19 protein-coding genes are annotated in these 22,134 nt (G+C 65.9%); 7 read left to right on the top strand and 12 right to left on the bottom strand.

Going from position 1 to position 22,134, the window contains the following annotated elements; genetic code table 11:
* Positions 1–44: 44 nt before the first annotated feature.
* Positions 45–2,606: a DUF6049 family protein gene (locus tag AB0L57_RS07140; RefSeq protein ID WP_364958476.1), complete on the bottom strand. Its 2,562-nt coding sequence runs from the start codon at positions 2,604–2,606 to the stop codon at positions 45–47.
* On the bottom strand, positions 2,603–3,139 hold the full coding sequence (locus AB0L57_RS07145) for an NUDIX hydrolase (RefSeq protein ID WP_364958479.1): 537 nt from the start codon (positions 3,137–3,139) through the stop codon (positions 2,603–2,605). The genes AB0L57_RS07140 and AB0L57_RS07145 overlap by 4 nt, the downstream gene beginning before the upstream one ends.
* Positions 3,140–3,291: 152 nt before the next feature.
* On the opposite strand from AB0L57_RS07145, the gene AB0L57_RS07150 reads away from it, so the two are divergent.
* On the top strand, positions 3,292–4,740 hold the full coding sequence (locus AB0L57_RS07150) for a CCA tRNA nucleotidyltransferase (RefSeq protein WP_364958482.1): 1,449 nt from the start codon (positions 3,292–3,294) through the stop codon (positions 4,738–4,740).
* 7 nt (positions 4,741–4,747) lie between these two features.
* Here the strand turns inward: AB0L57_RS07150 and AB0L57_RS07155 are convergent, their stop codons facing one another.
* Both AB0L57_RS07155 and AB0L57_RS07160 read right to left on the bottom strand, forming a co-directional pair.
* Positions 4,748–5,563, bottom strand: coding sequence for a hypothetical protein (locus AB0L57_RS07155; RefSeq protein WP_364958485.1), 816 nt, complete (start codon positions 5,561–5,563; stop codon positions 4,748–4,750).
* Positions 5,564–5,631: 68 nt separating this feature from the next.
* Positions 5,632–7,206, bottom strand: a complete 1,575-nt coding sequence (locus tag AB0L57_RS07160) for a DUF4185 domain-containing protein (RefSeq protein ID WP_364959301.1) — start codon at positions 7,204–7,206, stop codon at positions 5,632–5,634.
* A gap of 273 nt (positions 7,207–7,479) precedes the next feature.
* Here AB0L57_RS07160 and AB0L57_RS07165 point away from each other — a divergent pair, with 273 nt between their 5' ends.
* A complete protein-coding gene (locus AB0L57_RS07165) occupies positions 7,480–7,761 on the top strand; it encodes a hypothetical protein (protein ID WP_364958488.1) in 282 nt (93 codons plus the stop codon).
* Here the strand turns inward: AB0L57_RS07165 and AB0L57_RS07170 are convergent.
* Positions 7,751–9,076: an MFS transporter gene (locus AB0L57_RS07170; protein WP_364958491.1), complete on the bottom strand. Its 1,326-nt coding sequence runs from the start codon at positions 9,074–9,076 to the stop codon at positions 7,751–7,753. The genes AB0L57_RS07165 and AB0L57_RS07170 overlap by 11 nt on opposite strands.
* A 96-nt stretch (positions 9,077–9,172) precedes the next feature.
* Between AB0L57_RS07170 and AB0L57_RS07175 the strand changes: the two genes are divergently transcribed.
* Both AB0L57_RS07175 and AB0L57_RS07180 read left to right on the top strand, forming a co-directional pair.
* Positions 9,173–9,973: a pirin family protein gene (locus tag AB0L57_RS07175; RefSeq protein WP_364958494.1), complete on the top strand. Its 801-nt coding sequence runs from the start codon at positions 9,173–9,175 to the stop codon at positions 9,971–9,973.
* Positions 9,974–10,021: 48 nt separating this feature from the next.
* Positions 10,022–10,711 (top strand): DUF4190 domain-containing protein, encoded by a 690-nt coding sequence (locus tag AB0L57_RS07180; protein WP_364958496.1) that lies wholly within the window; start codon positions 10,022–10,024, stop codon positions 10,709–10,711.
* 7 nt (positions 10,712–10,718) lie between these two features.
* On the opposite strand, the gene AB0L57_RS07185 is transcribed toward AB0L57_RS07180, so the two are convergent.
* Positions 10,719–11,234, bottom strand: a complete 516-nt coding sequence (locus AB0L57_RS07185; protein WP_364958497.1) for a hypothetical protein — start codon at positions 11,232–11,234, stop codon at positions 10,719–10,721.
* Between the two features lie 117 nt (positions 11,235–11,351).
* Here AB0L57_RS07185 and AB0L57_RS07190 point away from each other — a divergent pair, with 117 nt between their 5' ends.
* The 3 genes from AB0L57_RS07190 (at position 11,352) to AB0L57_RS07200 (ending at position 14,629) form a co-directional block, all read left to right on the top strand.
* Positions 11,352–12,197 (top strand): helix-turn-helix transcriptional regulator, encoded by an 846-nt coding sequence (locus AB0L57_RS07190; RefSeq protein ID WP_364958500.1) that lies wholly within the window; start codon positions 11,352–11,354, stop codon positions 12,195–12,197.
* A gap of 10 nt (positions 12,198–12,207) precedes the next feature.
* The gene (locus tag AB0L57_RS07195) at positions 12,208–12,591 is read left to right on the top strand and encodes a DUF397 domain-containing protein (RefSeq protein WP_364958503.1); all 384 of its coding nucleotides are present in this window, start codon (positions 12,208–12,210) and stop codon (positions 12,589–12,591) included.
* 61 nt (positions 12,592–12,652) lie between these two features.
* Positions 12,653–14,629: a M13-type metalloendopeptidase gene (locus tag AB0L57_RS07200; RefSeq protein WP_364959303.1), complete on the top strand. Its 1,977-nt coding sequence runs from the start codon at positions 12,653–12,655 to the stop codon at positions 14,627–14,629.
* Here the strand turns inward: AB0L57_RS07200 and AB0L57_RS07205 are convergent, their stop codons facing one another.
* The 6 genes from AB0L57_RS07205 to AB0L57_RS07230 all read right to left on the bottom strand — a co-directional run bounded on the left by AB0L57_RS07205 (position 14,630) and on the right by AB0L57_RS07230 (position 22,047).
* Positions 14,630–15,943: an ABC transporter substrate-binding protein gene (locus AB0L57_RS07205; protein WP_364958506.1), complete on the bottom strand. Its 1,314-nt coding sequence runs from the start codon at positions 15,941–15,943 to the stop codon at positions 14,630–14,632.
* Between the two features lie 15 nt (positions 15,944–15,958).
* Positions 15,959–16,807 (bottom strand): carbohydrate ABC transporter permease, encoded by an 849-nt coding sequence (locus AB0L57_RS07210; protein ID WP_364958508.1) that lies wholly within the window; start codon positions 16,805–16,807, stop codon positions 15,959–15,961.
* Complete coding sequence (locus AB0L57_RS07215) at positions 16,804–17,724, bottom strand: sugar ABC transporter permease (RefSeq protein WP_364958511.1); 921 nt, start codon at positions 17,722–17,724, stop codon at positions 16,804–16,806. Before AB0L57_RS07215 ends, AB0L57_RS07210 begins: the two co-directional genes overlap by 4 nt.
* A gap of 472 nt (positions 17,725–18,196) precedes the next feature.
* Positions 18,197–19,024 (bottom strand): L,D-transpeptidase, encoded by an 828-nt coding sequence (locus AB0L57_RS07220; protein ID WP_364959305.1) that lies wholly within the window; start codon positions 19,022–19,024, stop codon positions 18,197–18,199.
* Between the two features lie 393 nt (positions 19,025–19,417).
* Complete coding sequence (locus tag AB0L57_RS07225; protein ID WP_364958514.1) at positions 19,418–20,818, bottom strand: cytochrome P450; 1,401 nt, start codon at positions 20,816–20,818, stop codon at positions 19,418–19,420.
* A gap of 62 nt (positions 20,819–20,880) precedes the next feature.
* Complete coding sequence (locus AB0L57_RS07230; RefSeq protein WP_364959307.1) at positions 20,881–22,047, bottom strand: serine hydrolase domain-containing protein; 1,167 nt, start codon at positions 22,045–22,047, stop codon at positions 20,881–20,883.
* Positions 22,048–22,134: the final 87 nt, after the last annotated feature.

Below are 22,134 nucleotides of genomic sequence, written 5' to 3' on the forward strand. Positions count from 1 at the left end.
CACCCGCACCCGGTCGGCACAGCGAGCCGCTACGCGATTGTCGCTCACTGTGCCTCCTCCTTCTCTTTCTCCACTACTCGCTTGCGCGCGCGCAGATATCCGTTGAGCCGGCGTCGTCTTCCCGGGTCCAGTCCCTTGTCGGCCGGATCGGGCTGTCCCCGGAAACGGCGCCACAGACGGCGACCGGCGAGCAGGAACAACAATGCACCGGCACATGCGGTAATTATCGCCAACGCTTGACCGTAAGCGTTCGAACGTACCGAAACCGAGGTGGCATTGCCGAGAGGCACCCCGTCCGGTGTGCTAAGGGAAATCGGAATGACCAGGTTGCGGCTGTCGCTCACCTTGGTCGGAATCTGGAACGATCGAGTGCCCTCGGCGGGAAGCTGCTGTTCACCGATATCGGTGATATTCGTCTCGGCCGGTGCCCCGATCTTGAACCGGATCCGGATCGCGACCGGCAGATCGTTGCGGGCGACCAGCAACAGCGGACTCTGCTCCGATGCCAGCGTGTAGACCCCGCCGGGCGGGAGCACGGTCACCGAATCGAACAGCCCGTCCATCGTCCTGGTGGTCTGCTCGAGCCGTCGCTGGGCCGCGGTGTCGGCCTGGGCGTCGGTCCCGGTCCGATCCGAGAGGCTGAGTGTCCGGATCAGATCATCGCGCAGCGGTGTCAGGAAGGTGCGTGGGGTCGGCTCCTGCTGCGGAATCTCCACCAGCGCGCTCATCAGATCGTCGATGCGATGTTCCTGTTGCCCGACCGGCTCGATGAACTGATCCGGCACCGCCTGCGCCACCGCGTCACCGGAGTAGCTCAACGAGAAGGGCCGCGGATCGGCGGGCTGGCCGATCAGGTCGGTGAACGACCGGGGCGTCGCCAGGCCGCTGCGATAGAGCAGCTCCAGCTGAGTGAGCAGTGCGCCCGCCTCGTCGCGGTCGGCACCCCACTGCTGCGGTGGCATCAGCAGGGTCGATCGTGGGCGGCTGCCGGTGGTGTTCAGGCTCGGCCATGCCACGGCGCCCAGTGCGTCCTGCAGGCGCGCGGTGCGCGAATCGTTGGTCACCGCATAGCGGACGCGATCGGGGGTGAACGGTGGGGTGGGCGGATTGGACCCGACCGCAGCCAGCGCGGTCGCCGACCACATGTCGAAGGTCGCGACCTTCAACCCGGACTCGGGCTGTGGTGCCGAATCCGGTTTCGCCGGTGACGTGCCCGGCAGCCGGACCATTTCCGGGACATCCGAATGTGCCTCGGACACCGTCGTGGTGTTCTGCACGGTGGCATCACCGTGCGCGGAACCGGTTGCCGCACTGACATCGCTGCCCTCGGTGACCGCGTTCTGAGCGAGAACGGCCGAGCCGAAGCCCCGATCGGTCAGCATCTCGGTGGCGTCGGGGCCGAGGGTGCCGCCGGCCGGCAGGCTCACACCTCGTACCGATTTGACCGACAGAATCGAATCGATGATGTCCGCCGGCGCGCTGAGTGCTCGCGCGGTGAGGTCGGCATCGTGCACACCGGCCAGAGCCGTGGCATCGACCTGTGCGAACGGCAACGCCACCGTGCACATCGATGGCGACAGCGCGCGCAACCGGTCCAGCCACGACTGCGCCGCCTGCAGACCGGTCCCGTCGCGTGTCGGGCCGTCGGGATCGGAGGGGCTGGCCAGCACTCGATAGCCCGCGGTCATCTTCGACACGGTCAGCAGCAGGTCCGGGTCGACGGCCAGGCACAGCGCACCGGCCAGGCCGGGGCCCGACCGGGTGGAATCTCGGGACGGATCGGGCCGCAGCGCCGATTCCAACGCCGACAGCAATTGGTCCAGTCGTCCGCCCGCAGCGAGTTCACCGGCCAGTTCGTCATCGGTGAGCAGCGCCTTACCGTCCACGGACCCGGGAATTCCCGCGACCATTCGCGGCCGGTCGGCCAGCGGCCACACCATGGTGGTGGCGATCGCCGGTTGCGGAGCCGCGGGAATCGGCTGCGAACCCTCGGCGGCCGCATCCGAATTCGTCGGCAGCGCCGGGAGACCGAGCACCGGCAACAGGAACCGGGCGTCGTCGAGATGTGCCTGGCTGCCGTAGGCCGGCGCGCCGTTCACATTCAGCAGCAGCGGATAGACCCCGGGATCGGTGATCCCGAGCGAGGACGTGATCGGCGGATCGGCGCCGGGATTGAGCATGCCCTCGCGCACCCCGATCCGCAGGGTGAACTGCTTGCGCTGGCCGGGCTGCAATTCGTCGGTGACGTCCTCGAACGGCCCGGTGATCGGGAAGTCGGACTGATCCTGGCGCAGCGACGACCGCAGGTCTCCCGGATCGGAGATCATCGAACCCCGCTGCACCCGGACACTGACGTCGTCCACCACTCGATCGCCGATATTGGTCAGCGTGCCGGTCAGGGTCAGCACCGAATCGCTGGTAGTGGTGATGGTGCCCGGCGAGACCGAGTCGAGGGTCAGCTTGAGGAATTTCGGCGTCGTGGCCGAACCCCCCGAGCCGGAGGGTTCCGCAATGCCCGATCCGGCCGACGGCACGCTCAATACGGCGAGCGCCAGCGAGACGAGCAGTAGCACCCAGCGGTGCCGACTGCGACCCGCACGCGTCATTGTCTGCCGTTCTCCATCCGATCGATCAGCCGATTCGCGACCTCGGCCAGACGCCGTTCGTCGGCGTAGGCGAGCCGGGAATCGAGTTCGCTCAACGGCACCCAGGCCACCTTGGTGACCTCGACGTCGGCATCGGAGAGCTCACCCCCCAACGACCGCATCAAGTAATGGTGCACGGTCTTGTGTACCCGACGGCCCTCGGTGACGAACCAGTAGTCGATACTTCCCAGCTCAGCGACCACACGGCCATTGATTCCGGTTTCCTCGGCAACTTCCCGGACCGCCGTCTGCTCGGAAGTCTCCCCCGCTTCGATATGCCCTTTGGGTAGTGACCACAGCAGTCGCCCACGACGATCGGTCCGCCCGATGAGCGCCGCGCAGCGTTTGTCCGCGGGGCCGTCCAACCCGTCGACGACCAAGCCGCCCGCGGAGGTCTCCCGCACGGTGCGCATGCGAGGTTTCGCCGCATTACCGGCCGAACCGCGGCGCCGGGGCTGGCGGCGTCGACTGTTCGCGCGATCGGCCGGAGACACTGCGTCAGTCTAGCCGCGCCGGATCGATGCGCTGAACGTGTTCGATACCGAGTCGTCACGCGAACCCGGCAGGTCCTCGCCGAGTACGCGCGAGTGCGCACCAACTAAGCTGCGTGACCGTGGTTTCGCCGAAGTCCGTGAAAGGGAGAGCCGTGTCCGATCCCGCCGATGACCGTCGGACGCGATTGCTTGCCGCAGCGGCGATCACCCTGGGCCGGCTGTCGGATGTGCTGACCCCGCTGGGCGGACTGTTCGCCGCGCGTGGTCATGAACTGTTCCTGGTCGGCGGCAGTGTGCGCGATGCTGTACTGGGCCGCCTCGGCACCGATCTGGACTTCACCACCGATGCGCGGCCCGAGGTCGTGCAGGAGATTCTGCGCGGTTTCGCCGACAACCTGTGGGACACCGGCGGTTTGGCGTTCGGAACGGTGAGTGCGTCGAAACTGGGCTGGCAGCTCGAGATCACCACCTTCCGCAGCGACAGCTACGACCGGGTCTCGCGCAATCCCGCGGTCACCTTCGGCGATAGCCTCGAGGGCGATCTCGTCCGCCGCGACTTCACCGTCAATGCGATGGCGGTGCGGATCGGCGCCACCGGTGAACTGGAATTCGTCGACCCCCTCGACGGGATGTCGGATCTGCTGGAGGGGGTGCTGGATACGCCCGCCGCACCGGAGGATTCGTTCAACGACGACCCACTGCGGATGTTGCGTGCCGCCCGCTTCGTTTCCCAACTCGGTTTCGAGGTGGCGCAGCGGGTGCGGGTCGCGGTCGCGCTGATGGCCGACGAGATCCGGCGTATCACCGCCGAACGCGTCCGCACCGAGCTGGACAAGCTGATCGGCGGCGAATTCCCCACCGAGGGTATCGATCTGATGTGTGAGACCGGGCTGGCCGAACGGATCCTGCCCGAGGTCCCCGCGATGAAACTGGAGATCGACGAGCACCACCAGCACAAGGACGTCTATCAGCATTCGCTGACGGTGTTGCGCCAAGCCATCGATCAGGAGCAGGGCGATCCCGATCTGGTGCTGCGCTGGGCGGCGCTGCTGCACGATATCGGCAAACCGCCGACCAAACGCAACGAACCCGGCGGCGGGGTGAGCTTCCATCACCACGAGGTGGTGGGCGCGAAGATGGTGCGAAAGCGCATGCGCGCGTTGAAGTACCCGAAGCAGTTCACCGAGGACGTGGCGCGGCTGGTCTATCTGCACCTGCGGTTCCACGGCTACGGCAAGGGGCAGTGGACCGACTCGGCGGTACGTCGCTACGTCACCGACGGTGCCGAACTGCTGCCGCGCCTGCACAAACTGGTCCGCGCGGACTGCACCACCCGTAACAAACGGCGTGCCGCCCTGCTGCGCTCGACCTACGACGATCTGGAGAATCGGATCGAACGGTTGCAGCAGGAGGAAGATCTGCAACGGGTCCGACCGGATCTGGACGGCAACGCGATCATGGAGCTGCTGGGCCTGGAACCGGGGCCGCAGGTCGGCCGCGCATGGCGCCATCTCAAGGAACTTCGCCTCGATCGCGGTCCGATGACTCGCGACGAGGCCGAGACCGCACTGCGGGAGTGGTGGAACGCCGGCGGGCGGTAGTCGCGGGTCAGAAGACGATCAGCGTCGTGCCGGCCACGATCGCCGCGCGCATCTGACCCAGGTCCAGCGATCCGGTGATCGCGGGCAGCTCGATCCGGAAATGCACGCGGTCCCCCTGCCGGTCGGCCCGCACGATGCGCAGGTCGTCGGGTAGATCGGTGAGTGGTACCGGAGCCACCCGCACCCAGCGCCGCGGTATTCGCATTCCGGACCAGACTGCCTCGTGTATCGCGATGGTCAGCAGATTGTCGCCGATGGTGGCATCCACCAGCGCCCGGAATCGGCGCCGCCGGTGCCGCGCGCTGATCAGTCCGCTGGGATGGACCTCGAAATGCCAGTCCAGGCGCTTCTCGTTGAGCCACTCCATCAGCGCGGCGGTGGTCACGGTGCCGGTGACGTCGAGTCCCGCCGTGCGCACCTTCGTGGGGACGCCGGGAATCAGCCGCACCCCGTGCGCGACGACCGTCATCTCCTCGACCGGATGTCCGTTCCAGCGCAGTTCCGTCAGTACCGTTTTGGTCTGGAAATGCGCGCCGCGCCGGCGCACCTTGAGGGTGTGCAGTATCGCGGTCAGATCGTGCCCGAGCAGGGCGGCGGTGACCTCCCGCCCGCCGAAGCGACTGAGAATCCCCTCGCTGAGCAGGGTCATCAGCACATCGGGCAGCAGTGCGGTGACCGTTCCCGAGCCGAGGTCGGCCACCGGATCGATCCACGCGGTGGTGAACGCCGCCCATTGATCCAGCAGATCCGGGTCGAACAGCCGTCTGCCGAGGTCCACTGCTCGCAACGGTGACCAGGATTTGGGATCGAAATACGTGGCCATGATTGGTCCGAGACTACTGGCCGATGATGAATACGGGAGGTGGCGTGGATGACACCTCCCGTATGGGATCAGGGATCGGCCGGTTTCGGATCGTCGAGGGTGGCGTGCATCAGATACACGTTGTAGCTGTCCCAGGCCGACATGGTGAAGTACAGATCCTTACCCGTCGACCACGGGTGGATGAAGCCGCCGTAGGCCTTGGGATATTCGTCGGTGTCCGCGAGGACCACACCGTCGGTCCAGGTCCCCTGTGGATCGGTGGCGGTGCGCAGCACGATGGCGTGTCGCGCCGGATCCAGGTAGACCGTCTGCCACTGCTTGCTCGCCTCGTCGTAGCGCACCGACAGTTCGCCGGCGATGCCCGGCATCACGGGGGTGGCGAGGTTGTCCGGGACCGGAGACCAGGTGCCGTTCACCCAGTACTGGTACGCGTCCTTGTTCAGCACGTCCTTCTTCGGTACCCGGGCCAGGCCGATGACGCCGATCCGGCCGTTGGGAGTTCCGAACATGTACACGTAGTCACCGTGCGGCACCATCGTGGCGACCTGGAAACGATCGACGCCGAACATGTTGTCCCACTTGGCGTATTGATCCTTGGTCCAGGTGGAGCCACCGTCGTCGGAATAGGCCAGACCACCGTTGTTGGTCCACCACATGCCCGGGACCTTGCTCCAGTGGTTGACCGACATGTAGCTCATGTACTGCCGGTCACCGAGGGCGAATGCCGATGTCGGGATGACCGTCATCTCGAAATTCTTGATCTTGCGGCTGGCCAGCAGTTCGGCGGCGTGGCAGCGGCTGTCCTGCACCATGTCATCGATGACCAGGCCCTTGGACAGATCGCGTTCGGTGCTGAAACCGACCACATTGGAACGCCAGTCGGGTCCGCCGGGGACGCCGTACTGCCAGCCCTTACCGAAGGTGTCTCCGAACAGGACGCCCACCTGTCCGGGCTTGGTCTCCCACATGATGCCGAGATCGGTTCCGTCGACCTGCCAGCGCATATCGGTGCGGTTGACTGAACCATGGCCGGTGACCTGACCGACCAGCTTCACCTTCTCGACCTGGCGCGGAGCCGGCGGCGGTGCGACGGCTCCAGGCGCGGGGGTGTTGATCACCGGCGGCGGAGGCATCTGCGGGACCGGTGGCTCGCCCCCGGGAATCGGGATCGGGATCGGCTCGGGTTCAGGATTGATATTGATGTTCGGCAGGTTGAACGGCCCGGAATTCGAACCCGATCCGGTTCCGGACCCCGTCCCGGACCCGGTTCCCGAACCCGTACCCGATCCCGACGCGGACCCCGAGTCCGGTGCCGGTTCACCGGGTTGCTCCGGTTCCTTCGCGGGTGGCGGCTTCGGCGTGTCGCGAATATCCGGGCACGGATTCTGGCACGGGTCGGCCGGCAGCGGCTGCGGGGTGATGCGAGTGTTGTTCGGCTTGGGTCCGGGTACCGGAACCGGCACGATCTCGGGGTAGGGCACCTGAATGTCCACCGAGGGCGGAAGTACCGGCGGCGCAGGCGCATTCGGATCGGGCTCACGCGCCAGTGGATCGAATCCCGTTTCGCCGCACGCGTTCTTCGGCGGCGGCGCCCAGGGCGCGAGCTCGGCCGATGCGGGCGCCGGTATCAGCGCGCCGAACATCAGCAGCCCGGCGAAAGTGGGTGCGAGAAATGCGGGCGTGCAGCGTTTTCCGAGTGTGGTGGACGAGCGCGGGAGTGAAGTACCCGCCCGACGCATCCCCGCCATGTGACTCCCGATCACCGTTCTCCTCGACTGCCCGCGCCACAGGTGACGTGCACGATCGGATGTCACGTTCATTGGGACCGAGCACAGCGGATATCAATCTAACCGACTGGACGGGGTGCGGGGATCCGGGCCGGGAACCCGGTGGTGGGAGGCCGCGTCGGATCGGATATGACGAATATCGACTACCTGTTCGGCGCCGGTGACGGTGGCACACAAGTCTGGTCGACCCGGCCGGATCTGGATCTGGGCGCCGACGGCAGCCTCGATGCGGTCCGGCTGGACTTCGACGGCGACGGCCGCGTCGACGACGCCCTCTGGGACTGGGACCACGACGGCTCGGCCGATATCGCCGCCCTCGACCTCGACGACGACGGTGTACTGGATGCCTTCTTCGCCGATACCGAGGCGCTGGGCACCTGGGATCAGCCGATCTGGTCGGCTATGGAGTAGCGCGGCGACGGCTGTTGACCGCGATCGCCGCGATCCCCAGCGCGTAGAGCACCGCCCCGGCCACCGCCACGCCCAGCGAGCGTCCGTCGGCGGGGATCACCAGTGCGGTCAGTGCTATGGCAGTCACGAAGCTGATGTTGAAGATGGTGTCCTGCAGGGCGAATACCTGCCCGCGCCGATCGTCGTCGATATCGATCTGCAAGGTGGCATCACCGGTCAGTTTCACCAGCTGCCCGGCGAGGCCGAGCAGGAACGCGCCCACCAGCAGCAGGTGGTGAGCGCGTTGTTCGGCCGCACCGGTGGCGAAGGTGATCGGCGGTACGAGGGTCGCCTGAACCACCAGCGCAGCAGACAGGCCCACCACCACTGTCCGGGGCCGCCCGAGCCGTGGAATCAGCAGCGGTGCCAGGATCGCGGCGGCCAGCATGCCGGCGGCGACGGCGGAGATCGCCACGCCGAATCCGACGAGACCCGAACTCGTCGAGATACCGGAATCGTTGGGTCGCCGCAGCACCAGCACCATGAGCAGAGTGTTCGCGCCGAAGACGATGCGGTGGGTGCCGACGCCGATCATCGCCGTCGTCGCATCCCGCGATTCGGCGATGGCGCGGGCGCCGGTACGCAGCCCGGTCAGGACCGCCCGCACGGATTCCCGCACACCACGCGAATCCGCCCGATGCTCGGGTCCCAGCTGGTGACGGGCGAATCCGAACGCGGCCACCGCCGAGAACACCGATCCGCCGGCGCCCGCGGCAACGGCCACCGAACTCGCGAAGTCTCCGGTGCCCATCGCCCCGATGATCGCCACCGCGGCCGCGGCACCCGCGCCCGCGCAGCCCGACGCGACCGTGGCGAGCACCGAATTCATCGGCACCAGCCAGCGTTGCTCCAGAACTCGCGGCAGCGCGGCCGAAATCCCGGCCAGCAAGAATCTGCTGATCCCGACCACGGCCAGGGCCAGCAGCAACAGCGGCGTATCCCGGATACCGGTGGCCAATCCGACCGCGGTCACCAGGATCAGTACCGCACGCAGCACATTGGCCACCAGCAGGACCGCGCGGCGATCCCAGCGGTCCAGCAATGCCCCGGCATAGGGGCCGATCACCGAGTAGGGCAGCAATAACACCGCGAAACCCGCGGCAACGGCGAGTGGATCGGTGGCACGTTCGGGATTGAACAGGATGGCGCCCGACAGGGCGGCCTGAAACATTCCGTCGCCGAACTGACCGGCGAACCGGATGAGGGCCAGTCGCGGCATTCCGGGCCGGCGGACGGCGGCGGCCACCGCGGCCCGCCGCTGAGCGTCGGGTCGCATTGTCGGTCTACCTCCGGATCGATGTGCGAGGGCGCTGCGCCGTCACGGTAGAATCTACCCGGCGGCCTCGACAGCAGCCCGAGAGGAGGACCCCTGATGTCCACACTCACGACTCCACACATCGACGTGCATCGCGCCGGCGATCGGCTGAAAACCCGTGTGGCATGGCTGGATTCGAAGCATTCGTTCTCATTCGGCGAGCATTATGATCCGGAGAACACCCATCACGGATTGCTGCTGGTGAACAATGAGGACATCGTGCTTCCGGGCGAGGGTTTCGAAACTCATCCGCATCGTGATATGGAAATTGTCACCTGGGTTCTGAACGGTTCTCTGGTACATCAGGATTCGCTCGGACATGCCGGTGTCATCTATCCCGGATTGGCGCAGCGAATGAGTGCGGGAACCGGAATTCTGCATTCGGAAAAGAATGATTCCTGGCGACTTCCGCCGGAACAGGGCGGTACCTCGCTCCATGCCGAGCCGGTTCATTTCGTACAGATGTGGGTCGTTCCGGACGAGCCCGGAATCACCCCCGGATATCAACAACTCGAAATCGACGACGAGCTCGCGCGCGGTGGCCTGGTCACCGTCGCCACCGGAATGCCGCGCTACCGCGACCGCACCGCGATCGCCATCAGCAGCAGCCATTCCGCACTGCACGTGGCCCGGATGCCGGGCGTGACCGGCTCCGGAGAGCCCACTGCCATCACCCTGCCCGAGGCTCCCTACCTGCACGTATTCATCGCCGGCGGTGAGGTGGAGATGGAAGGGATCGGAGCCCTGTACGAGGGTGATGCGGTCCGGCTGACGCGCAGTGGTGGGCAGCGCATCGTCGCCGAAGTTCCAGCCGAGGTTTTGGTGTGGGAGATGCACGCCCGGCTCGGTGCGCAATAGAGTCGGCAGACGCGATCCGGCAGACGCGCGGTCGAGGAGAGGACATTCATGACTGAGAATCCGCCCCCCGGTAACAATCCACCGCCCGGTCAGCCGCCGTCGCCTGGTCAGGAACCGCCGTCTTACGGCCAGCAGCCGCCATCGTCCGGCCAGCAGCCGCCGTCCTATGGCCAGCAGCCGCCGTCCTACGGCCAGCAGCCGCCATCGCCGGGCCAGCAGCCGCCCTCGTACGAGCCGTATCCCGGTGCGTCCGGCCAGTATCCGCCGCAGCCGGAGCCCTATCCCGGCAGCTATCCCCCGCCGCCACCGAGTGGTTATCCCGGTCCGCCGGGACAGGGCGCGTGGGAGGAACCGAAGGGCAAGGGCCTGGCCATCACGGCCCTGGTACTCGGCATCATCGCATTGCTGACCTGCTGGACCGTGTTGGGCGGCATCATCTTCGGCTTGCTGGCGCTGATCTTCGGCATCATCGCGACGGTCAAGTCCCGTCGCGGTACCGCCGGAGGCGGCGGGATGGCGGTCGCGGGTCTGGTCCTGGGGCTGCTCGGACTGATAGCGGCCATCGCGATCACCGTGATCGGGGTCAACTTCTTCGTCAACCACGGCGGCAAGGACTACATCGACTGTGTGAACAAGGCCAGTGGCGATCAGTCGAAAATCGATCAGTGCCAGCGGGATTGGAACCACACCCTGGAGAATCGCTTCAGCGTGACGATCACTCCCCGGCCGACTCCGTAGCGGTCGGTCAGTACGCCACCGGACGGCAGCCGAGGGTGGCCGCGAGCACCTCGGCGAGTTCCGGGCGGTAGTCCTGTCGCGGTGAATCGATCCACACCCGATAGCCGGTGCGCTCGTCCACCGGTGACGGCAGCACGACGGTCGTTCCCGGTGCCACCAGCGCCGCACAGCGATGGAACATATCCGAGGCGACGGTGGCGTCCTGGGCCGATGCGTCGCCATGTTCGGTCAGAAAGGTCCAGCGCGCCGATCGCGGATGTCCGATGATCGGTCCGCTGTGTCCGCGCATGGTGAGGAAGTCGCGGATCGCCGAACCCAGTGGGGCCGGTACGGTCACCGCACCGACCGGGCCGACTTCGAGCAGAATGCGGCCCTGAACCGGTTCGACGATTCCGTAGAGTTCATTCTCTTTGCGGTAGCGGCGGCAGCGTGCCAGCGCTTCTTGGATGGCGGCGCGCCGCGCCGTCGGAAGGGTGGAGCTGTCCGGTTCGATCGCACCGGCCATCGGGTCGGGCGTAGCCATGGCGAACCTCGTCTCGTAGTCGAGTGCAGTGCCACCGATGCACAGACCGTATCGCCGCTTGGTTGAAATGACAATAGTCAACACGGTCTGGAGTCGGCGCGCGTAGCATCGGCGCGCATGGCACCTACGTCGCCTGTCGTCGCTCGGTGGGAACTTGTTCTCCGACTGCGGGAACTGCGCGAACAGCGTGGCTTCGATTCCGCCGGCTTCGCCCGCGCGGTGGGATTCACCCCGGCCAACTGGTCGCATGTGGAAAAAGGGCGCCGGATGCTGACCCGCCGGACCATCGGACCGGTGCTGGATCAGCTCGAGGTTCCGGCGGAGGAACGGGCAGAGCTGCTCGATCTACTGACCGCCGGTAAGGAACGTGGCTGGTGGGCAAAATCTGCCCTGATCGGCCCGGAACTGCAGCGCTACTACGGAATGGAACACGGCGCCCAGAGCATCCGCAGCTACGACAGTCTCGTCATTCCCGGGCTGCTGCAGACAGAGGCCTATGCACGCGCGCTGATCAGCGCCGATGTCATGATCCGCCCGGCGCAGGTGGATCAGTTGGTCGCGATGCGGATGCGGCGCAGGAAGCGGTTGCACGGGCCCGATCCGGCCGAGGTCACCGCGGTGGTCGGTGAGGCCACCCTGGTGCAGCAGATCGGCGGCCCGCAGGTACTGCGCAACCAATTGGAATATCTGTCGGGATTGCTGCACACCCGCGCCAATGTCGAAGTACGGGTCATACCGTTCACCGCTACCGCGGGAGCGATTCTTGGTGGGGCCAGTTTTCATCTGCTCGATTTCTCCGGATATCTGCCCACCTTCGGCTGGGCCGAGAGCGCGGTGTTCGGCGGTCCGGTCGACAATCCCGATCAAGTTCGCGATCTTGCGTTCGCATATGTGCGCGCGCTGGATCAATCCCTCAGTCGCACAGAATCATTGGCGCTGATCGAGAAATATCTCGGCGTGTAAACTCCAGCCCATGCCTACCCCCGTGAGGTATCTCCCGGAGATCGAACCCTGGTTCACATCGACACGTACCAACAACGGCAATCAATGTGTCGAGGTGCGTTTCGACGGTGCGGAGGTATCGATTCGCGACAGCAAATACCGTCGTGATTCGGCCAACAGACCCGAGCGGGAGCCGGTCATCACGGTCGATGCGCTGACTTGGATGGAATTTCTGAACGAGGTGGCCGGTCTCGGAAACGGCTCATCGCATCTGCACACCGGTCCGGATCGGGACGGCGGCACGGTGCTGCGGCACGGCAGCGTCGAACTGCGTTTCACCGCTGGTGAGTGGGTCGCGTTCACGGCCGGCGCCCGGGACGGTGAATTCGACCGCATTCCGGTGGCGACCGGCTGAGCGGGTTCGCCTCCGGCGGCGGATCGGCATCGTCGGCATACTGGAGGTCGTGACTTTCGACGTGACGACTCCCTCGGGCATCGATCTGACCTATCGCGACGACGCTGTGCGGGTCCAGGACGACCTGTTCGCGCACGTCAACGGCAAATGGCTGGACACATACGCGATTCCCGCCGACCGTGCGGTGGACGGTGCCTTCCGTACCCTCTACGACCAGGCCGAACTGGATGTCAAGAAGATCATCCAGGAGCTGGCCGCCGGTAGCCGGGCCGATGTGCCCGATGCCGAGGAGGCCCGCAAGATCGGCGACCTCTACAACAGCTTCATGGATGCCGAAGCCGTCGAAGCCGCTGCGCTGACGCCGATCGCCGAGGAACTGGCCGCGGTGCGCGAGGCCGGTGACCGCACCGCTCTCGCCGCCCTGCTGGGCCGGTTGCAGCGTACGGGCGTGGGTGGCGCGGTGGGCGTCTTCGTCGACACCGACGACAAGAATTCGCAGCGCTACCTGGTGAACCTCACCCAGTCCGGCATCGGTTTGCCCGACGAATCGTATTACCGCGGCGGCGAATACGAAGAGATCCGCACCAAGTACGTGGAACACATGCGGCGCATGTTCGAGCTGGCCGCAATCGACGCCGACCCGCAGCGGGTGTTCGAACTCGAGCGCAAACTGGCGGCGGGCCACTGGGACGTGGTGCGGCGCCGGGATGCCGAATTGAGCTACAACCTCACCACCTTCGCCGATCTCGTCGCCGAGAATTCCGGATTCGACTGGAACGGCTGGGCCGACGCCCTGGCCGCGGGCGTCGAGGGAACCGGCGCGGAATTGCTGGCGGAAGTGGTGGTGCGTCAGCCCGATTACGCCGCCACCTTCGCGCGGCTCTGGGACTCGGAATCCATCGAGGACTGGCAGGCCTGGGCGAGCTGGCGGGTACTGCGTTCGCGCGCACCGTATCTGACCGCCGCCGTGGTCGAGGAGAATTTCGATTTCTACGGCCGGACGCTCACCGGTGCCGAGGAGAACCGGGAGCGCTGGAAGCGCGCGGTCTCGCTGGTACAGGATCTGCTCGGTGAGGCGGTGGCCAAACTCTATGTGGCCGAGCACTTCCCGCCCGAAGCCAAGCAGCGGATGCAGGAGCTGGTCGCCAACCTCATCGAGGCCTACCGGCGCAACATCAGCGAACTGGAGTGGATGGGCCCGCAGACACGGGAGGCGGCGCTGGCGAAGCTCGAGCGCTTCACCCCGAAGATCGGCTATCCCGACACCTGGCGCGACTATTCCGCCGTCCGGATCGACCCGGCGGACCCGGTCGGCAACTACCGCAGCGGCTATGCCGCCGACCACGACCGCGATCTCGGCAAACTGGGTGGCCCGGTCGACCGCGGCGAATGGTTCATGACCCCGCAGACCGTCAATGCCTACTACAACCCGGGCATGAACGAGATCGTCTTCCCCGCCGCGATCCTGCAGCCGCCGTTCTTCGATATGAACGCCGACGATGCCGCGAACTACGGTGGGATCGGTGCGGTGATCGGTCACGAGATCGGCCACGGCTTCGACGACCAGGGCAGCAAATACGACGGCGACGGCAATATGGTCGACTGGTGGACCGACAGCGATCGGACCGAATTCGGCAAGCGCACAAAGGCTCTGATCGATCAGTACAACGGGTTCGAGCCCAAGGCGCTGCCCGGCCACAACGTCAATGGTGAATTCACGATCGGTGAGAACATCGGCGATCTGGGTGGACTTTCGATCACGCTGCAGGCCTACAAGATCGCCCTCGGTGAGGCCGAAGCACCGGTGATCGACGGTCTCACGGGATTGCAGCGGGTCTTCTTCGGCTGGGCCCAGGTGTGGCGGACCAAGGCGCGTGATGAGGAGGCGATCCGCCGGCTGGCGACCGATCCGCATTCGCCGCCGGAATTCCGCTGCAACGGTGTGGTCCGCAATCTGGATGGTTTCCACGAGGCGTTCGAGGTGGAGCCGGGTGACGGGCTGTATCTGGAACCTGCCGAGCGGGTGCGAATCTGGTAGTCACCGCGGCAGTTTCGGACCGATCTGCCGACTGTAGATACTCTGCAGCCGCGAGGTGATGTCGGCGAAGGCCGCGGTCACCTCGCGGTCGCGAAGTCCGATCTGTTCGAGCCCGGTGCCGATGATTTGATCGGCACCGGGCAGGAACACCCGGGCGTAATCCTGTGATCTGGTGAGCGGCAGCTGATCGATCGCCGTCGCGAAGTTGCGGTTCCCCGCCAGGAACTGTTGTTCGGAGGGCTCCTCGAGGGCGGATTTGCGCACCGGAATGTAACCCGTCGCCTGCGAGAAATACGCGGTATTCGCTGGGTTGGTGATGAATTCGATGAAGCGCAGCGCATTCGCCTTGCGCCGAGCCGAGATTCGGGCCGGTATCGCCAGGCCGGCCCCGCCCGTGGTGCATCCGGGTCCGTTCGGATGGGGCAGGAAGGCAGTCGCGAAATCCATTCTGCCCGCGGCATTCGCGGCGATACCCTTGATATCGCCGGTGGAGGTGACGGCCGATCCCACCAGCCCGGTTCCGAAATCCACCGCCAGTGACGGTCGGATACTCGCGTAGCCCTTGCGATTGATCATCTCCCGCAGGAAGTTCCCGGCCTCGACGGTATGCGGATCGGAGAACTTCAGCGCCCACTCGTCGGAGTAGGCTCCGCCGAAGGTCCAGTTCGGTCCCTGGAATGTCCAGGCCAGGTAGTTCTTCGCATCGCCCCAGCCGTGCGCCCATTTGCCCGGGCCGATGGCGCGTTGCAGTTCCGGACCCCATTCATCGAATTCCTGCCAGGATTGCGGCCCGCGATCGGGTAGTCCGGCTCGGGACCACAGGCCGCGGTTGTAGCAGAAGATCTGGGTGGATCGCGCATACGGCAATGCCCAGAGCTTGTCGTCGAAGCGGTAGTCCTGGATGAAGGAATCGACGTAGTCGTTCAGCGGAACGCCGGCCCCGGCGATCTCCGCATCGAGAGGTTCGATGGCCTTGTTGAGCGCGTAGTTGAACCACCAGACATCCGACAGCACAACCACATCCGGCAGGGCGCCGCCGGTGAGCGCCGCGTTGAACTTCTGCGCGACCTCCTCGTAGTTCCGGCCGGCGTCCACGAGTTTCACGGTCAGTTCCGGATGCTCGGTGTGGAACCGGCCGATCAGCTCGAGTTCCTGCTTCTTCGAGGTGCCGGGATGGTTGGACCAGAACACGATGGTGTTCGGGTCACCCTCGACCTCGCTGCGCGCACCCATCCCGGCACATGCCGCGACCGTCAGTCCGGCTGCGGCGGTGAGGAATCCGCGTCGGGACAGGGCACGCGTGGTTCGGGTCACGGCATCCTCCTCGGCTCAGCCCTTGACCGCGCCGCTGGTCAGGCCCTTGATCATGTGGCGCTGCAGGACGAGGAACACCACCAGGATCGGCAACATGGTCAGCAGGGTGCCGGCCATCACCGGACCCCAGTTGGTGACACTCGGATTCTCGGTGTTCTGCAGCAGCGTCAGTCCGACGGGCAGTGTGGCAACACTCGAATCGTCGGCCATGAGGAATGGCCACAGATATTCGTTCCATTCGCCGACGAGTGTGACCACGGCGAAGGCCACCATGGTGGGCCCCGACATCGGGAGTACCACCCGCACCAGCAGCTGCCACCAGCCGGCGCCGTCGATCCGTGCCGCCTCGATCACCGAAACGGGTAGCGACAGAAAATGATTGCGCATGAGGAACGTCCCGAATGCCACCCCGCACAGCGGGATGATGATGCCCTGCAGGGTGTTCCGCCAGCCGAGCTGTGCGATGAGGGCGTAGTTGGAGATCACGGTGATCTGATTCGGGATCATCAGCGCTGCGATGATGACCAGGAAGATCACCGTCTTACCGGGGAATCGCAGGAATACCAGGCCGTAGGCACTGAAGATTCCGAGTGCGAACTTCACCGCCGCGACCACGGTGGTGACGATCAGCGAATTGCGCAGGAAGGTCCAGAACGGCAGCGTTGTGGTGGCCTCGTGATAGTTCTCCGGATGCCAGCTGTGCGGCCACCACACCGCGGGCTGGGTGTAGATGTCGGGCCGCGCCTTGAATGAGGTGATCAGGATCCAGAACAGCGGGACGCCGACCACGATCAGCACACAGACCATTGCCGCATATCCGAAAACCGTTGCCAGCAGCTGCCGCCGGCGTGAAGTGGAGTTCATCGTTCGTCCCGATCCATCACCCGTACCTGAACCAGCGTGATGATCAGCAGCACCACGAACATGATGGTGGCGACCGTCGCTCCGTAGCCGGCCCGAAAGTTGCGGAAGGTCTCGTCGTAGACCTGGTAGACCATGGTGGTCGTCCCGGTGCCGAGCGGTCCGCCGCGGGTCATCACGTTGATGATGTCGAAGACCTGCAGCGAATTGAGCATGACCGTGATCGACAGGAAGAAGGTGGTGGGCCGCAGCTGCGGCAGCAGCACCCGGCGGAACGTGGTCCACCGCCCGGCGCCGTCGATGGCCGCCGCTTCCAGCAGTTCCCGTTGTACACCCTGTAATGCGGCGAGATAGATGACGAAGGTGTAGCCCAGGTTCTTCCAGATGTAGGTGACCGTCACCATGAACAATGCCCAGTGCGGATCCTGATAGAAATCCGGGACATCGCCGATTCCGATGCGGTGCAGCAGATCCTGCACCAGTCCGAAACCGGGATCGAAGACGAACTGGAAGGCCACCCCGACCGCGGCCCCGGAGATCACGAAGGGCGCGAAGATCACCGACCGGACCACATTGCGGCCGAACAGTTTCCGATCCAGCAACAGTGCCAGCGCGAGGCCGAGAACCATACTGCCGCCGACCGCGAAAACCGTGAATACGACGGTGTTTCCGACGATCTGCCAGGTATCGTCGCGGCTCCACCACTCGCGATAGTTCCGGAACCCGACGAAGTGTGCCAGCGGCTCGGCGAGATTCCAGTCGGTGAACGACAGCCGGATATCGTCGGCCAGCGGCCGATAGACGAACAGTCCGAGCAGCACCAGATTGGGCACCACCAGGACCAGGAACAACCCGTAGTCCCCCCACGGCCGTCGGCGCCCGCGATTGCGCGGCAAGGTCCGCTCCGGTCGGCTCCGCATCGCCGCATCCTGCCCGCGGCGCGTGAACACCCCGCGAATCCCGAGACCCGACGACCTGAACTTCCGGTGGGCATCACGGCCGAGCCCCGCACCTTCCGACACCCCGGACATGCGCGAATCCTAAGCGCAGCCGGACGCGTTGGCCCGCAATTGAACGAACCCTCGGCGAGGACAGAGCGCACCGAAACGAAGCGAACCCGGCGAGTACCACCGAAATCCAAATCAGAACAACAGATTTCGCAAGAACATCGGTAACTCACCGGGGACGGCCAGAATCGGTTCGGCACTCGAGTCGCTACGGATGCATGACGGTCGACGGCACCCATGCCGCCCGCAAAAGACGCGGAGAGGCGGGTGAGCACGTCGGTAACTCACCGGGGACGGCCAGAACCTCCGTGGCTCACAAGGTGAGACCGACGACCGAGCCGCCTACCGCCGCACTGAAGCCCCTGGAGAGAGGGCTCGGCTGAGCTCAGCTCCAGTCACCCATTCCGTCGCCGGCGCTGAGGTTGCCGGTGGAGTTGGTGACCACGACCGGATCGCCCTTCTGCGCGTTGTCGAAGAACCACTGCGCGTCCTCGGTGCTGACGTTGAGGCAGCCGTGGCTGGAGTCCGACACACCCTGCTGCGGCACCGACCACGGTGCGGCGTGGACGAAGATGCCGCTGTTGGAAAGCCGGGTCGCGTACTCGACCTCGAGCTTGTAGCCCTGCGGATCGGTGACCGGGACCCCGTAGGTGGAGGAGTCCATGATCATCTTCCGGTTCTTCTCCCCGACGTAGTAGGTGCCGTTGGGGGTCTCGTGGTCCTTCTTGCCCATCGAGGTCGGCATGGTCTTGATGACCTCGCCGTTGCGCGTGATGGTGATGGTGTGCGACGCGTCGTCGGCGGTGGTGACGACCGCGTCGCCGACCTTGTAGGCAACCGTGGTGCCGCCGGCCTCGACCGTGATGTCGGAGTTGGCGGGCCAGAACTCCTCGGGCCGCCAGCGCACCTGCTTGTCACCCCGCCAGTAGAAGTGCCCGTGGGTGGCATTGCTGGAGGTGATCCGGATGGCCTTTTCGGCCGCGGCGTGATCGCCCACCGGATCCTTGAAGTTGATGATGATCGGCTGCGCCACACCCACCACGTCACCGTCGCTCGGGCTGACGCTCGGTGCGGCGAAATCGGCCCGCGGCAACGGCGGCGGGTTCTTCACCGGCGCGGCGCCGGGCTCGGGCTGGGGCGACTGAACCACAGCGGGGGCGCCGGGTACGTCGGGCCCGCCGGGCCACAGTGGTGCAGCCGATGCGGATGCCATGGTGATCGCGCCGGCGGCGGTCACCGCGAGTGATGTCACCGCGAAGGTGAGCAGACCGGTCCGCTTCCGACAGGTGGTGGTGCGCACAGCCGTTTCGTCCTCTCCAACTCCGAACGCGCATGACATGCGCAGAAACTCGCGCGCGAGAATGCGCGAGTGGTCTATCAGGCCCCGGCCCGGCATCCATTACTACATCTCGCGGGGACATCGGCCAATTGCGTTCGCGCAGTTATGAACTACTCGAATGTGAAGTGTGATCGGTCACCACTGGTGCGCCACGCCGCTGCTGGGATGTGAAAGCGCCGCTCGGATCGGCGAGTCGACCGCGGCACCCGCGACGCGCCGAGAAGCGCGAATCGATACCCAGCAAACCTCATTGTGAGACAAATCACTCTATCTGTGGCGGATTCCCTCCACGACGAAGCGGATGCCGCGATGTGGTCCGGTCGCGATGTTGTGCGGTACCGAGCGCGGAATTCGGCCATGACGATAGCGCGGTGGGAGCGACAATTCGACTCGGGCGACGATCGTCGCCAAGGCGATCCGCAACTCGAAGTCGGCCAGGCCGGCGCCGAGACAGCGGCGATGCCCGCCACCGTAGGGCGCGAATTCGAACGGGCTGTAACGGTGGTCGAGGAATCGCTCGGGCAGGAACCGGGCGGGGTTCTCCCAGCAGTCCGGATCGGAGTGCAACAGCGGTAGTGCGACACCCATGGTGTCCCCGGCGTCCAGATCCACGCCACGCAGCCGATACGGCCCGGTCAATCGACGTAGCACGATCGGCACCGGCGGATGCAGGCGCAGCGTTTCCCGGCAGACGGCGTCGAGATACGGGAGCCGGGCCAGGTCCTCGGGTTCGAGGTCCCCGGCGGTATCGAGTTCGGCGCGCAGCCGGGACAGTGCGTCGGCGTCGCGGTGTAGATGGAACAGCGCCCACACCAGACCGGTCGCCGTGGTTTCGTGACCGGCCACAAGAAGGGTGCGCAACTGCTCGCGCAACTCGCTGTCGTCCGGGGCGCCCTCGCCCGGCTGGTGAGCGCTCAGCAGGTCGTCGAGCACGCCGTCACCCCGGTCACCGGCGCGACGCTCGGCGATATCGGAGTCGAGCAGGTCGTCGAGCCGGCGTCGGGACCGCACGAACCTGTCCCACGGCGAGTATCCGAATGCGTTGTGCCGCAATGCCGGAACGAGCATGAGTGGTCCGCTGAAAGCGGTCAGGAAATTGCCGACGGTCGCCGTGTAGACGCGGTGACGGGCCGGGTCGTCGGCGCCGAAGATCAAGCTCAGGATCACCCGGAGGGTCAGTGCGCGCGCAGCCACCCGCGCATCGATCACGTTTCCCGGCAGCCAGCCGGGCCCGATTCCGTTGCCCGACAGCTCGGTCCGGGTGCTGTTCTGGATCACCGTGCCGTACCCCGCAATTCGATTCCGGTGAAATGCGGGTGTGAGAAGTGCTCGATCGTCGCGATGTCGTTGATCACGGGCGAGTATCAATGACGCCGATCCGATCAGCGGTTCAATGGGATTCGGCTGCGGCGGTCGAAGAATTGCGGCCGGTGCCCGAAGTAATTCCTCTGTGCCGCTGGAAGTCCCGGTGAACAATACCGAACCGAATCCGGGAAAACGCACCGTGAATGGATCGCCGTCGCGCGCTCGGCGCAGCCGGAAGTAGTGCTCGAAATCGGTTCCGGCCACCAGCGCGTCGACGGCCGCCCATCTCGGTCGCCGGGGTGCGGTCCGTTCGCCGGAAATCAGCGGGATTCGATGTCGGCTGCCTGCTGTCGGTGCGCCCATACAACGGATACGAGACAGGACGGCGGTGGGTTCGATCCGGTCGGGCGGCCCGGTCGGGCGGCTCAGCCCAGTGCCGCGCGTGCCTCGGCACCCAGTTTGGCCAGCCGCCCGTCGCCGATGGTGTTGAGCGAATTTCCGAGCCGATTGGTCACGAAGGCGACCGACATCCCGGATGCCGGATCGGCGAAGGCACCCGAGCCACCCACCCCGTAGTGGCCGAATGCCCGGCGCAGCGGATGTCGTGAGGCGATCGGCGGACGGTGATAGCCCAAGGTGAACGGCACCGGCACCCCGATCACGTAGTCGCGGTGTTCGCTGCGTTGCACCTGGTTGACGGTGTCGATGGTCTCCGGCCGCAGCAGGGGCGCACTCCAGGATCCGTCCGGCAGCAGTACCCGGCCCGCATTGGCCAGGGCGCCGTACATCCGAGCCAGCGCACGTGCGGAGAAGACGCCGTTGAAACCGGGTATCACCGCGTCGTGCACGCGCGGATCGCCGATCAATGCGTCCAGACCTTCCGGCATTCCGGCCTCGGCGATGGCACCGATCGAGCGACTACGCGCGATCACCCTCGAGGCCGTGTCCCAGCGCATGCCGGGGATTTTCAATCGTGGGAAAGTGCGCGCGACGCGATGCCGTTCGGCCACCGGAACCCGATACCAGAACTCCTCGGTCTGCAGCGGTTCGGCGATTTCGCGCCGCAGCACATCGGTGAACGGCTCGCCGGTCGCTCGCTGCACGATCTCGGCGACCAGCCAGCCGAAGGTCACCGCGTGGTATCCCGACGACTGCAGCCGCCGCGCATCCGGTTCGGCCGCGGCCAGTGCGGCGATCATGGCGTCGTAGTCGAGGATTCCGTCGGAGGTGGCGGCCAGGCCGCGCACCCGGTGCAGGCCCGCCCGATGCGACAGCACCTCGCGCACCGTGATGTCCTGTTTGCCGTGCGCGCCGAATTCCGGCCAGTACTCGGCGACGGCCGCGTCGTAATCGATCAGTCCGCGCTCGGCGATACGGTGCAACACCGTGGCCGCCACACCTTTGCCGGTCGAGAAGCTCAGCGCCACGGTGTCGAATTCCCAGCGCCGGTCCGGCGCCGACCATCCGGTCCATACGTCCACCACCGGCCGCCCGTGCAGGAAGATCGAGAAGGCGCCACCGCCCCGCGCCGGCCGCGGGAACATCCGGAAGAAATGGTGCACCACCGGTACGAACCGCGGATCGATGATCATCTGTGGCGCATCGCCGATGTCCGCGCCCGCCGCATCCACCCTGTCGACCTCCTGCCGCCGCGCCGTCGCGGCGTAGTTCTTTCCGTG

The sequence above is a fragment of the Nocardia sp. NPDC052254 genome (assembly GCF_040679495.1).
Classification (GTDB): Bacteria; Actinomycetota; Actinomycetes; order Mycobacteriales; family Mycobacteriaceae; genus Nocardia.